This is a genomic window from Pseudoalteromonas sp. CNC9-20, assembly GCF_022347875.1.
Taxonomy (GTDB): Bacteria; Pseudomonadota; Gammaproteobacteria; order Enterobacterales; family Alteromonadaceae; genus Pseudoalteromonas; species Pseudoalteromonas ruthenica.
The window spans coordinates 426,792-440,851 of record NZ_JAKRFS010000003.1 but is presented as its reverse complement, the minus strand read 5'-3'; the positions used below and the strand labels follow the sequence as shown (position 1 = coordinate 440,851).

Annotated in this window: 12 protein-coding genes; 4 read left to right on the top strand and 8 right to left on the bottom strand. The window is 44.8% G+C overall.

Going from position 1 to position 14,060, the window contains the following annotated elements; translation table 11 throughout:
* Positions 1–45: 45 nt before the first annotated feature.
* The 7 genes from MHM89_RS09150 to MHM89_RS09120 form a co-directional block, all read right to left on the bottom strand.
* Positions 46–411: a hypothetical protein gene (locus tag MHM89_RS09150; RefSeq protein ID WP_239408653.1), complete on the bottom strand. Its 366-nt coding sequence runs from the start codon at positions 409–411 to the stop codon at positions 46–48.
* Between the two features lie 156 nt (positions 412–567).
* Positions 568–915: a hypothetical protein gene (locus MHM89_RS09145; protein ID WP_045979609.1), complete on the bottom strand. Its 348-nt coding sequence runs from the start codon at positions 913–915 to the stop codon at positions 568–570.
* A gap of 13 nt (positions 916–928) precedes the next feature.
* Positions 929–1,246, bottom strand: a complete 318-nt coding sequence (locus MHM89_RS09140; RefSeq protein WP_016708259.1) for a hypothetical protein — start codon at positions 1,244–1,246, stop codon at positions 929–931.
* A complete protein-coding gene (locus tag MHM89_RS09135; protein ID WP_016708260.1) occupies positions 1,243–2,280 on the bottom strand; it encodes a hypothetical protein in 1,038 nt (345 codons plus the stop codon). The genes MHM89_RS09140 and MHM89_RS09135 overlap by 4 nt, the downstream gene beginning before the upstream one ends.
* Positions 2,281–2,488: 208 nt before the next feature.
* Complete coding sequence (locus MHM89_RS09130) at positions 2,489–2,851, bottom strand: hypothetical protein (RefSeq protein WP_016708261.1); 363 nt, start codon at positions 2,849–2,851, stop codon at positions 2,489–2,491.
* 194 nt (positions 2,852–3,045) lie between these two features.
* On the bottom strand, positions 3,046–4,428 hold the full coding sequence (locus MHM89_RS09125) for a PhoH family protein (protein WP_016708262.1): 1,383 nt from the start codon (positions 4,426–4,428) through the stop codon (positions 3,046–3,048).
* Entirely contained in the window at positions 4,428–5,795 is a 1,368-nt protein-coding gene (locus tag MHM89_RS09120) for a PIN domain-containing protein (protein WP_045979613.1), read from the bottom strand. The genes MHM89_RS09125 and MHM89_RS09120 overlap by 1 nt, the downstream gene beginning before the upstream one ends.
* Before the next feature lie 317 nt (positions 5,796–6,112).
* Between MHM89_RS09120 and rapA the strand changes: the two genes are divergently transcribed.
* From rapA to MHM89_RS09105, 3 genes are all read left to right on the top strand, one after another.
* Positions 6,113–9,004 carry an RNA polymerase-associated protein RapA gene (rapA, locus tag MHM89_RS09115; RefSeq protein ID WP_239408652.1) on the top strand — a complete coding sequence of 964 codons (2,892 nt, stop codon included), beginning with the start codon at positions 6,113–6,115 and terminating at the stop codon, positions 9,002–9,004.
* Between the two features lie 42 nt (positions 9,005–9,046).
* Positions 9,047–9,700: a bifunctional tRNA pseudouridine(32) synthase/23S rRNA pseudouridine(746) synthase RluA gene (gene rluA, locus MHM89_RS09110; protein ID WP_045979615.1), complete on the top strand. Its 654-nt coding sequence runs from the start codon at positions 9,047–9,049 to the stop codon at positions 9,698–9,700.
* 98 nt (positions 9,701–9,798) lie between these two features.
* A complete protein-coding gene (locus MHM89_RS09105; RefSeq protein ID WP_239408651.1) occupies positions 9,799–10,653 on the top strand; it encodes a DUF3530 family protein in 855 nt (284 codons plus the stop codon).
* Here the strand turns inward: MHM89_RS09105 and djlA are convergent.
* Positions 10,650–11,489, bottom strand: a complete 840-nt coding sequence (gene djlA / locus MHM89_RS09100; protein ID WP_045979617.1) for a co-chaperone DjlA — start codon at positions 11,487–11,489, stop codon at positions 10,650–10,652. The genes MHM89_RS09105 and djlA overlap by 4 nt on opposite strands.
* A 244-nt stretch (positions 11,490–11,733) precedes the next feature.
* On the opposite strand from djlA, the gene lptD reads away from it, so the two are divergent.
* Positions 11,734–14,055 carry an LPS assembly protein LptD gene (gene lptD / locus MHM89_RS09095; protein ID WP_235419334.1) on the top strand — a complete coding sequence of 774 codons (2,322 nt, stop codon included), beginning with the start codon at positions 11,734–11,736 and terminating at the stop codon, positions 14,053–14,055.
* The last annotated feature ends 5 nt before the right edge of the window (positions 14,056–14,060 follow it).

Genomic DNA, 14,060 nt, shown 5'->3' with positions numbered 1-14,060 from the left:
AAAATTAATTACATGTGTGCGAAATTTGGACGCACTAATCCTGTATTAGGCAAAAATTGGTGGACGATAAAGGGAAGTGGAAATTGAATGAGGTTGTTTAGATGGCATAGCAGCTACAGATTCACTCAATATTTGAATATCTGTCGAGTCAACACTGGAATTTAGGACTGTCGTAGATGAGCAAGCATTTGCAGGACAAATACATTCAACGTCACAACAATCTTCTGATTGACCATTACTGCTTTTATTCATATCACCATGATCCATGTTCATGTTCATGTTCATGTTCATGTGTGATTCATGAGAACCTGATGGCATTTCGCAAGGCATAGCAGAATACGCAAATGCTTGCCCTACAAAGGCAAACAGCATAAGCGTTATCACTAAGACTTTTGAAAATGCTTTAGACATAAAATTCTCATAAAAATATACATGTCTATGCTAATACAAATTTTCGAATAAGTAAATTGATGTCATGTAAACATTTATGAATATTTGACTAACGTCAACTTTTTCAAAGAGGTAAGTGACAAATAATAATCTCATCAGACTTCTTATCTTCGTTATTCAATGGCTTTTATTTTGAGACTTAAGTTGCTCTCTCATTTCTAAAACTCGATCTACCGAATAAGCTCCCGCCCTCATAACAACCAGTTCAACAAACGAAATATCAATTAACTTATGGTCAGCATCAATCACATAACAACTCTCACTATGTGTGTATATTTCTAACTTATCCTCATCAGCAGATTTGCTAACAATCTTTGAAGTTACCATTTGCTCAAATGGCCGAAATCTGAATGTTTCATCGTCAATAACAACCCCTGACAAAAACTCCCCAAGAAATGATTTTTCAAAGTCTTTATAGTCATAGACCGAGAGTATGTAAGCATCCTTTAAATATGTTTTGTCCATTTGTTACTCCCTACTAATAGCCAGCAGGGAGCATTTCTCGCAACTCTAATAGCTCATTTGGAGAGTACATACACTCATGCATTAAATTGAACTCAAATACATCTACATCAAACTTTTGGGGTTCTGCATCTAAGATATAAAAGTCAGCACCAAAAGTTCTATATTCAGGACCGTTTACTTCCATGACTTTCGTGGAAAACAAAGCCTCACCTTTTTTACCGTTCTTACTATCCTCAGCAAAAGTAGCGTAAAGCACCTGTTCAACCTTATCTTCTAAGTCAGATTTAATTGAGATAAGTGTTGCGTTAGTTAGTTTTACTCTTGGTCTCATGCTTTTGCTTCCTTCTTATCTTCTAGGCAAAACGGGCGGAAAAAACTAAGGTACTTAACTCCATTAACTTTTAGTAAATTGTTGTCAGCATCAAAATGTGACAGAACGCTAGACTGATACAACGAAATATATTTTTCATAATCGATGGTGTTAAAAAAATTGGTATCGACACGTCGTGCATGGAAAACAAGAGCTTGCTGATCGATACGAACAATGAACTTTTGATCACCATCTAGATTTTTAACCTGTAGACATAAATCAGGTTTGTGCCAATCAGATACAAAGGAAGGAATCAGTGGGAAGCCATATACCAAATAGCGCATACCTTCGATTTTGAAGGTTGTTGGATTGAACTGAGCCTTATTTACTTTGCCGCTACGGAATAATTCAAGTGTCAACACCAGCCAGTGCTCATGCTTAGAAAATGTATTTCCTTCAGAAATACAGCCTTCGAACTCACTATCATGGTTTACATGATTGATGTACATGTATTTTTTAATGTCATTCAAGGAAAGCTTTTCAACCGGAAACTTTGAAGCTATGAGCCTGAAATAACAACCATGAACTTTTAAATCTGCATATTGAACTATCAACGGATCATCAAAAGCATCGAAATATGGTCGCCACTCCAGCCTAAAGTCAGCACCAGTGTTTACAATAAACTTGGCATCTTCTGGCAACCCTAATACTTGGTATATCACTGAAACTAACTCTAATGTTTCGATATCTACCAGCATCAGGCTTTCAATACGGTTTGCCATTGACTCAATTTCTTTATGAAGCGATTCAATAATTTCTTGATCATCGTATTCATTGATCATTAAGTATTTCAGGGAATCGTGCTTTAGAATTGAATCCAGTTTTTTCTGTTCAAATGCTTCAGTGAGGCTATTATGGGTATCAGAAAAATGAGGGCAGTTATAAACACCTCTAGCCCACAGGCCTTGGGCGTAAAGATCAGGAAACTCTAATAACTCAGCAAACTCTTTTGCTTGTTTATTGAGTTTATTCTTTAATTGATAAAGTGAGATCATTTAGTTCTCCAAACAACTTTCTAATAAACAATGGCCTACCAACACATTGCTTTATTTATTGTTCAAATAACCAAATTTTTACGGATGCTCCGCTTCACTGTTCACGTTTTTCAAGGCGAAAAACATGTGTAGGCGTAGGCTGTCCGTTCAGCCTTCTTATTATAATATCGCCAAAAAACAAAATGACAACTTACGTATTTGTACAACTTTAGGTAGATATTTTGAGTTTGAACTCTGAAAAGCTAAGCCCAAACAAGGATACGACCATCTCTTCATTTATATTGGAGCCGGGAAATTTTTTTTCAAAATTTCCAATAATGCTATCTAGGTGGCTAGCTAATATTTTTACTAAAAATATTTCCGAGTTTGGTGAGAGTGCAGACAGTGCTATCAATGGGTTGTCAAAGGATTCAGCTTTTATTTTTACTAGTAAATCGCTGTAACTGTCACAGCCATATAGACAAATAGCTGCCCCTTCTTGGGCTTGTCCAAGGGGAATAGTTAATAATTTAGATAATCGTTTTGCCTGCCTTTTTATATTTACTAGCAGGTCTTCTTTTTTAAAAGACATCAATACACCAAAAAACGGCAACGCTAGGCCACGCACCTATGTCACTCAGTTTTTATGTGAATATTTAATCTTTTAGTTCAGAGTAAATCCATTTCGTCCTGTTTTCGTGGGAACGGGCTTCTCTGAAAAGCCACTGCAAAAAGCAGTGGCCATTGTCGCAATATTATAAGGAAATGTGAATGGTAGTTTGATGCCTACATATTCTTTTCAGTGAATTCAGCCAAGCTACTACGCTCTACTTCATCAAAAATCAGCACTGATCCTTTTTCATAATGACGAAACACATTAACAGCCGCACTTGCACCAGAAGAAGCAGGTGTTACAAACTTATCGTCAATCTGGGCTAGGTTGCCCAATACGATTGTCCGACAATTTTTGCCACCGCGACTAAGCATTCCTTTAATTTGAGCACGGGTCATATTTTGTGCTTCATCAATTATTAAAACAGCATCGTCTATTGAACGGCCACGAAAATAAGCCATACTGGTAAATTCTATATTAGCTCTTTCGATCACATGTTCAACTGTAGCGTGAATATTTCCTTCATGATTATCATCCGAGTGCATCGAAATTAATGCGTCAGTAATACCTGCCAGAAGAGGCATTGATTTTTCAGTTAAATCCCCCGGTAAGAATCCCGGATCGTCGTCCATAAAGTCTCTGGAGCGCACCACAACGATTTTTTTGTACTTTTTCAACTCCAATACTTGATGCAGCGCCGAAGCAACTGCCAAAAAAGTTTTTCCGGAGCCAGCAGGACCAAGGATGATATTTAAATCATAGTAAGTGTCTGTTAATTGGCTTAAAGCTACCGCCTGACGCTGGTTTTTAGGCAATATGCCCCATATCTTTTCTTGCTTACGCGGCAATAATTTTGTGTATACCTCAGTATCTGTTACTTCTGAAATCCGGCCAATGTGTCCGGCTTCATCGTACCAATACATGTTTGGCTGAACTTCATCGTTGAACAAGCTTATTGGGAATGTATAAACCTCTCCTGAGACTTTGAAATCTTTATCTGATTCAATTCGATCAAAAAGATCGCCTTCAAAAGCCTGTACTCCTGTGTATAAAAGATCAATATCTGATATTTGATTATCTACGGCAACGTCCTCAGCCCTAACCCCAACTGTTCGAGCTTTCAATCGCATATTAATATCACGGCTAACAATTGTTACGTCTTTATTGAGTTCTTTTTGAAGATATAAAGCATAATTAATTATTCTGTTATCAGCATCACTTCCTATCCCGTGCTTTAACTCCTTAGCCAGATCCAATTGAGTGTCAATTCCAATGAAAAGCTTTCCTCTCTGGGCTGTTTCGGTAGATGGTAAAGGAATACCTATTTCCATTTCCTCGGCTGTATGTCCATTTATAATGTCTTCAAGCATTCTAATGCACATACGGGCATCGGCACTTACCGATTTATTAGTTCTTTCTTTCAGGTTATCAAGCTCTTCAAGGACAGTTAGACAGATGTAAATATCATCTTTGTAGCTAAAAATAGATTTTGGATCATGTACTAATGCAGATGTGTCTAGTACACGAGGATTTCGATTATCAATAGAGCTTTTCATTACGCAGCCTCCCAAAAGATTGAATCGTTGCTAGGCTTTGTGTTGTACTTTTCTTGTAAATTACAAATTTTGAGTAAAGGTTTATTGTTGAGAGACTGCTCAGAGTAGCTAAGGTAATCAATTTTTTTGGAAATTCTTTTTACTTTTTCTACAGGCCAATAAAAACAAGGGGGTAAAAACTTTAAAATACCCCCAATTCGGGGTTGTAAAATTACCACGGCATTTTGGATACTACGCCCACGCATGAAGTTCACCGATTTAAACTGAATATTGGCTTTTTCCATAATATAGTTGCGACTGGAAATCGGGTTCTCATCGCCTTTGTGCAACACCTCCAAAGAATCGGTGATCGCTGCCAGCCAAGGCGCCATTTTTTCTTCCTCTGTGCCTGGCAAAAAACCTATAGACTCCGCTATTTCAGGGGTGTTGCGGGTCACAATTAGTTTGTCGTATATGCCTTTTTCGATGATCATTTCAAGGGCGGCCGCTAAGGCTAAAATCGTTTTGCCGCACCCTGCCGGGCCTGTGAGTAACACCAGTTCGATATCTGGGTCGAGCAAGGCGTCCATGGCCATGCCTTGGTAAATATTTTTTGGTTTAACGCCCCAGGCGCTGCGCGCTAAAAGCCGTTCAACTCCTAGGTCTTTTAGGGTTATATGTGCTTCATCATAGCCAACTACACGAGCCGCGAAATGGCCACTGTCATCAAGCAAATATTCATTGGCAAAGACATCAGGTACCAACTCTCTGGCAACGTGATGAAGCGCATCGCGCCCTTGCTGCTCGGTTTCACACTCCCCAACATGCTGCCAGAAATCACCCTCTATTTTTTTATACCCTGAGGTCAGTAGCGTAATGTCATCAATCAGTTGGTCTGTACGGTAATCTTCAACATAATGCAGACCCGCACCTTTGGCTTTAAGACGCATGTTAATATCTTTGGTCACTAGCACCACTTTGGCGTCGCTGTACTGCTTTTGCAGATACACTGCGCAGTTAATGATGCGGTGATCGTTTTCATCCCCAGGCAGCCCAGAGATGCTATCTGCAAACAAATGATCATTAACAATAATGAGCTTACCCCGAGGCGCTTCTGGTGCACGTTTATTACTGGGCAATAGCACCCCCTGCAACATTTGCTCTGGGGTGGCATCGCGCAATACTTCATCGAGTGCACGAATAGCCACTCGTGCATCGCGACTCACATCACGTTTGCGGTCTTTTATGTGGTCGAGCTCTTCGAGGACTGTCATTGGAACAATTACATCGTGTTCTTGGAAAGAGAGGAAAGCAAGGGGTTCGTGGAGTAATACGTTGGTGTCGAGCACATACATTTTACTACTGGTAGCGTGGCGGTCTTGGTCCATAGCGCGTTCCTATTTGTCTTTTATTGTATGTATGCCGCCGCAGCTCAATAAACAGCCTGAATCAGTAACGGCATACTTCAAGTTTAGTCTATGGATTACAAAAGACGCTTTTATGACAGTAAAAAAGACGATGAAAATCACACTTTTTTGTTTGCAAAAATGCCCTTCTTTTGCTGCTGTATATAAAACACACAAGCGTAGAAACTTTTCTGCGTTTTGTGGTGATAATCAATCAAGAGCACGCTAATATAGCCGCCTTTTTTTGCTTGGGCCAACGCGCTCAAGCCTAGGTAAATCAAAGTCGAGTCGAGCAAGTAATGAATTTTTCCTTAGGTCAACGTTGGATCAGTGATACCGAGTCCGATTTAGGATTAGGTACCGTAGTTGCATTGGAAGGACGCCAAGTAAGCATTCTTTTTCCTGCAAGCGGGGAAAACCGGGTCTATGCACAAAGTGAAGCCCCCGTTACCCGTGTAAAGTTCAACCCTGGCGATACTATTCGCAGTGCTGATGAATGGGAACTTGAGGTCAGCGAAGTAACACAAAGCGATGGCTTATATACCTACGTAGGCAAACGTCTTGATAATGACGAACCGGTGGAACTCAAAGAAACTTTTCTCGATCATTTTATTAAGTTTAATAAGCCTCAAGACAGGCTTTTTGCTGGTCAAGTAGACCGTTTCGACCGTTACACGCTGCGCTACAACACGTGGCAACATCGCTACCAGCGCGCGCAGTCACCACTAAAAGGGTTAATTGGGCAACGCGCTAGCCTTATTGAGCACCAATTGCATATTGCCCGTGAGGTGGGACAACGTTTTGCCCCGCGCGTGTTACTCAGCGATGAAGTGGGTCTAGGTAAAACCATTGAAGCTGGTATGATTTTGCACCAACAATTGCTTACCGGCCGCGCTGCGCGCGTGCTCATAGTCGTGCCGGAGAATTTACAACATCAATGGCTAGTAGAAATGCTGCGCCGCTTTAATTTGCAGTTTGCCATTTTTGATGAAGAGCGCTGCGCCGAAGCCTATGCCGACAGCCCCAATGTATTTGAGACCGAACAGTTGGTGCTCACAAGCTTAGAATTCCTAACCAAGAAAAAACGCTGGTTTGAACAAGCAACCTTGGCAGATTGGGACCTTATGGTGGTTGATGAAGCGCACCACCTAAGCTGGTCGGTGGATAACCCCAGCACCGAGTATCAGCGCATTGAAGAGCTCAGTCGCGATATTGCCGGTCTTATTTTGCTTACCGCCACCCCAGACCAACTTGGCCACCAAAGTCACTTTGCCCGTTTGAAATTGCTCGACCCTGACAGGTTCTATGACTACGACGCCTTTGTTGCCCAAGAGTCACATTATCAAGACATTGCTGACGCAGCCAATAGCGTACTCCAAGAACAAGCTCTGAGCACTGAACAACAGCAAGTACTTACCAACCTGCTAGGTAGCGAAGCGCAAGCTCTACTTGCCGGTATTGCTAAGGGCGATGAGCAAGCGAAGGCCAGCATGCTAGAGCAGCTTCTGGACCGTCATGGCACAGGGCGCATTTTATTCCGTAACAGCCGCAGTGGCATAAGCGGCTACCCCGAGCGTATTTTGCACACCTACCCAATGGCAATGCCGTCGCAATACCAAACGGCGATGAACGTAATGGGCAGTTTAGGCAGCTCAGGGCCGGCTGAGCTCAACGCCATGCGCGCGCTGTTCCCTGAGAAAATGTTCCAAGAATTCGAAGGCCAAGACAGCAGCTGGACACAGTTCGACCCTCGGGTACAGTGGCTTATCGACACCCTTAACGCCAATAAGCCGCAAAAGATGTTGGTGATTTGTGCTAAAGCCGAAACCGCGTTAAGCCTTGAGCAAGCACTGCGTGAACGCGAGGGGATCAAGGCCGCACTGTTCCATGAAGGCATGAGCATTATTGAACGTGACCGCGCCGCCGCATTCTTTGCCGACATTGAAGACAGTGCTCAAGTCCTTATTTGTTCTGAGATTGGCTCCGAGGGGCGCAACTTCCAGTTCGCTCACCACTTAGTGCTGTTCGACTTGCCGCTCAACCCAGACCTTCTAGAGCAGCGCATTGGCCGCTTAGATCGTATCGGCCAAAGCGAAGACATTAAAATTCACGTGCCTTATTTTCAACACACTGCGCAAGACACCCTGCTGCAGTGGTATCACCATGGTCTGAATGCCTTTGAACACACTGCCAGCACTGGGCATATTCTCAATCAAGAGTTTGGCGATGAGCTCATTGCGTTACTGGCTGATGGCAGCTACCAAGATGAACCGCTGCAAGCACTGGTACAGCGCGTTCATGCGCGTTATCTAGCGCTCAAAGCGCAAATGGAGTCAGGACGTGACCGGTTATTAGAGCTGCACTCCAGCGGCCAAGGTCAGTCTGAGCACCTAGTGCAGGATATCAATGCCTTAGACCACAGCTTTGAGCTGCCCAGCTACATGATCAATGTGTTTGATATTTGGGGTGTAAACCAAGAAGACAAAGGCGAAAATAGCATTATCCTCAAACCCACGGAGCACATGCTTGGTGCCACCTTCCCCTGCTTAAAAGAAGAAGGCATCAGTGTCACTTTTGATAGAGACACGGCGCTTGCGCAAGAAGATTTGCACTTTATCAGTTGGGATCACCCCATGGTCGAAGGGGCGATGGAGATGATCTGTGATGACGATTTTGGCACCGCTTCGGTGGCGCTGTTTAAAAACAAAAAACTGCCGGCCGGCACCTTCTTTGTTGAGCTGGTCTACATCGCCGAAGCCATGGCTCCGAAATCATTACAATTAGGCCGCTATTTACCGCCAACCCCCATACGACTACTACTGGATAAAGGCGGTAACGACCTCAGCGCCAATGTTGCCTTTGATACCTTTAATCAGCAATTAAATGCCGTTGGCAGACAAACGGCTTCGAAACTCGTAAATGCATTACAAAGTGCTATTCACCCGCTGATTGAGCAAGGTAATGAGCAGGCGCAGGTGCACATGGAGCAACTACGTGAGCAGGCCAAACAGAGCATGCATCAGGCTCTGGATACAGAGCTGACTCGCTTGCAAAAACTGAAAGAAATCAATCCGAATATTCGTGACGAGGAGCTCAGTTATTATCGTGATAACAAGCAGCAAATGGATGATTACATCGACAAAGCCAAGGTTAAACTCGATGCCATTCGCTTAATCGTTGTCAGCCACTAAGCATTTCTTTAAAATGGCCGGCCTTATCTAACGGGGCTGGCCATGCTGTTACACTATAATCCACCGCGCACTCCTTATCTGCGCATTCTTTACCAAGATGATGACTTATTAGTACTGGATAAACCCAGTGGTTTACTCAGCGTTCCCGGTAAAGACCCCAAGCATGCAGATTGTGTGATCCGTCGCGCTAACCTTGTTTTTCCTAGCGCCAAAATTGTGCACCGCCTGGATATGGCTACCTCCGGGGTTATTTGTCTGGCATTAAATAAAGCCGCACACCGCCACCTAAGTATGCAGTTCCAAGAGCGGCAAACGGCCAAGCGTTACCTTGCTCGGGTTGAGGGCCACCTAAAAGAGCAAAGTGGTAGCGTCGATTTGCCCCTTATTTGCGACTGGCCGAACCGACCAAAGCAAATGGTCGACCATGACCGAGGAAAACCCTCACTCACGCATTATCAGGTGCTTGATTATGAGCAGGACGCCACTCGTGTTGAGCTCACCCCGATCACCGGGCGCAGTCACCAGTTACGTGTACATATGCTTAGCCTAGGACATGTGATCCTCGGCGATAGACTTTACGCCCATGAACGCGCCAAAGCGCGAGCAGATAGGCTACAACTACACGCCACTTGGCTACAACTACGCCATCCTAGTAACGAAGAGATGATGGAGTTCACCGCTTCGTGCCCGTTCTAAACTTTTTATGGCGTTGGCCGATAGCTATGTAGATATAAAATAATAGAGGGTGCTTAACGTCTGTGCTGCGATTGATACTGATATTAGTAGGGTTGCTCGTGCAATGGCCAACCAATGCCAGCCCGACCCTCGATAGGCATTACCTAGCTAGCCTCGATGAGACACAAACGCTGCTCGCCAAAGGAGAAGAGTTTAGTGTGGTGTTTCGCCCACATATGGCGTCAGAGCATCGCGGTGTAGTGCTTATGATCCCGAGCATCGACGACCCCTATGGTAATCAACGTGGTTTTATATTTTTACGGGCACTGCTCAGTGAGCGTGGCTACAGCAGCTATCTCTTAGTTAACCGCCCAGCAACACATGACGATGAGCAACAGAGCGAAGCTGCCCAGCAAGACGCTAGCGAAGAGCAGCAACAAGAGCAAACGCAGCAATCTCAGGAGCCGCCTCCACAACCTGCTGACGAAACCGAGCAGCCGCAACCCAGTTATGTCCCAGGCTATCAACAAGCCATCTCCTCTGAACTGTTGGATAAAGAACAACAGCGCTTAAGCGCACAACTTACTAGTCTACTAGAGCGGGCACAAGAGCAAGGCAAAGCGGTTAGTGTGTTCGCTGCTGGGCGCAGCGCCGGCTTACTCAGTGAGTACTTTGTCGATAACCTACAGGTGGATATTAACGCGTTTATTGCTGTGGGCGCCTACTTGCCGGTCCCTGCGCGCCACCATCACATTAGCGCCAATTTATCAGTGATGCCCCCTGCGGTGCTCGACGTGTACACCCCTTTTGACCATAGCTGGGCCACACAGCAACGGCCACAGCGACGACTCTGGGCAGAGAAAAACAGAAAGTTTAATTACCGCCAACGTACATTATTCGCTGAGCTTAGTGAGCAGCAGCAAATACACCGCCTAGCAACGGAAATCGACGGTTTTCTGCGGCGCTTATTCTAAGCCTTTAAGTACTCATACGCCGCTTGGATATCCTGACTTTTCTTTTGCGCTAACTTCATCATATGCTCAGGAAGGCCCTGAGAGACTAACTTATCAGGGTGGTGCTGCGCCATCAACTTGCGGTAGGCCTTTTTAACAGTGCGCGCATCCGCTCCCTCTTCCAAACCAAGAATATCCAACGCCTGACGACGATTCATACCCGCATCGCTGGTACTTGATGTACGCCCTTGATGATGCTGCTGTTGTTGCTGAGAAAAGCGTTGCTGCTGTTGGCGAAAAGCAAATTCGGCTTGGTAGCGTTTGAGGATAAAGTTAAAATGGGTTTTACTGACACCCAGCCCTTTGGCGACCTGCTCCAACAGCGCTTTTTCTTGCTCGGCTAAGTGACCATCACTGAAGGCCATCTGAATTTGGATTTCCAAAAATAACTGCAACATATCGAAGCGCCCGGCAAAATGCTCGCGGAACTCTCGCAGCGTCGCATTCATGGAGAAATCAGCCTCTTTACCCGCGCGAAATGCATGCTGAGCTTCGCGCTTGTCTTCACCACTTAAGCCCATTTCATCCATAAACTGAGTGGCTGCACGAATGTGCATCTCGTTGACGCGACCGTTGGATTTCGCAATGTGCCCCATGACAGCAAAGCAACTAGAGAAAAATAAGGCTTGGCGCTGAGATACATCTTCGTGGTTAAAAAAGCCACGAAAACCGCCAGCACGGTCAAAGTCCTGCTTTAAGCTTCTGTCGAACATATGCCCAACGAACAGCCCCAATAAGGCGCCAAGAAACTTACCAAACATAAAGCCAAAGCAGGCACCAAGAAGCTTGCCCCACATCACCTAAATACCTCTGAAAACCAATGTGCACCACATAGTGACGAAAAATCATCGAACTAACAAGCGAAAGCATGACCCAGTAGCGCAGCTAGTTGTATACCCTAGCGCTTTTATCGCTAACAATTTTTAACCCTTATCCGCTGACATCGCTTTGTCAGCGGATGTAATTACGGAAAAATTGCTTTATTATGTCATGCTTATTTCCAGTGCACTTGGCAAGCAACATTAAGTTTAAGGGAAGTCGATGAATAAATTGTGGGGCATGGTTATTCTCGCCCTGTATGGTGCCAGCGCAGGCGCCGTTTTTGCGCGCACAGCAGAGCTTGCGGCCAACACCGCTTCGGCGCAAGAGCACACAGATACCGATAAAAAACAGTTATCACAAAATATTAAGGTAGCGCACTGCTTAGCTGCTTCACGCCCTGCGCCTTGGCAAGCCCCTAACTTACCCTTGGGTCTAGTAGAAATTGTTTCCGACGATGTTGAATTAATAGGCCAAGATAGTGCTCAGTTTGACGGCAACGTCAACATCAATACGCGCACCATGAGCTTGCAAGCGCAGTCGGCACTGATTGACAAACAACAAGGCTTATTAAATGCGACTGGGCCGCTAACTTACCGAGACGGAGTCTCTAAAATCACCAGTCGCGGCTTAAATGCAAGCTTAAACGACTCTAATATCAGCCTTCTTGGTGCCGATTATCAGCTCACTCAACAGCAAGGCCGTGGTGGCGCTGAACAATTGCAGGTTAATGAGGACGCCTTAGAGCTGAGTAATGCCAGCTTCACAACCTGCCCAGTCGATAGCGAAACTTGGGCAATCAGCGCCGATAAAATCATTCTTTCGCAAAAAGAAGGTTGGGGTGAGACCTACGGTGCCACGCTGAAAATTTATGATACTCCGGTGTTGTATCTGCCCTATTTTACCTTTCCTATTGATGATAAACGCAAAACAGGGTTTTTAGCGCCACAGATTTCCAGCTCAAACCGATTTGGCGTGGAGACTATCACTCCTTACTACATCAACTTGGCTCCTAATTACGATCTCACATTAACGCCGCGCTATATGTCCAAAAAAGGCATTCAGCTGCAGTCTGAGTTTCGCTATTTAACCCCGAGCAGCCAAGGCTTGCTAGGGCTCGAATACTTGGATTCAGATAAAAGTGAGCGCGAGCTTGGAAACCGTTATTTATTCCACTGGCAGCAGCAGAGCTACTTTAGTGATGTCTGGCGTGCAGGCGTAGATATTACTAATGTGAGTGACGATAACTACCTCACCGACCTGAATTCTAATTACGCCAATAAAACCGACACCCACTTAGCCCGTACGGGGATTCTTACCCATTTGGGTGAGCGTTGGCGCACCGATATACAATTGCAAGATTATGAAGTCCTCGGCGACCATCTTGAGTCCTACACAACCTTGCCTCGCATCGGTTTTACTCAGACAAATGCCTATAAATTGGGTTGGTTTGACGCCACAGTAAGCGGCGAGTTGAGCCATTTCCGTAACAGCACACGAACTATTGATGAAGCCACACGAGTGCACATAGAACCGCAACTGCGTTTTAGTGAAGAGCGTTATGCGTGGTCATTTCTCTCCGAGTTCAGTGTGCTGCACACTTATTATGACCAGCAAGGTAATCTTGAAGGGACGCAGTATGAGCAAACGGTAAACAGAACCCTACCGAAAGTTCGCCTATACAGCCAACTTAACTTCGAGCGCGACACCAGTTTACTCGTCGAAGATGGTATTCAAACCCTGGAACCACAAATTCAATATTTGTACACCCCCAATAAAGACCAAAATAACATTGGCCTGTTTGATACCACCAAACTCCAAGACGACTTTTATGGCCTGTTCCGCGATCGTCGTTTCTCCGGTGTAGACCGCATCGCTGCGGCTAACCAAATTACCCTTGGGGCGACAACGCGTATCTTTGATAAACAAAATGAGGAATTATTTAACCTCAGTGTCGGGCAAATATTTTATCTCTCTGATTCTGCTAAACCCACAGAGCAAGACTTTGCCGGCGAAAACAATTACAACGCGTTATTCGCCGGTGAAGCCATGTGGCACTGGCACCGTCGTTGGTATCTCTCTGGCGGCATTCAGTACGACACCGATGGCAAACAAATAATCCAATCCCATGTGACCCTAGATTATAAGGGCGACGATAATGAGTTGGTGCAGTTGAACCATCGCTATGCAAACGATGTCTCAGGGAATACAATTGAGCAAATAGGTATGTTTACCAGTGTCCCAATTGACGATAACTGGCAATTCGTGGCCAGCTACCACCGTGATATTGAAACCGGTCGTAGCATCGAAGTGTTCAGTGGTTTACAGTATGAGTCATGTTGTTGGGCAGTGCAGATCACTGGCCGCAGACAAATAGAAACGGACTTAAACCAAAGCATAAACCAAGAGCAAGCCATCTTCGACTCGGGGATCGGCATCAAATTTGTCCTTAAAGGACTTGGAGGCAAGAGCAGTTATGATGCACAAAAGTTACTTAGAGAAGGCATTTTTGGCTACCGTCGCCCCTATTTCCTTACCAATTAAAGCAA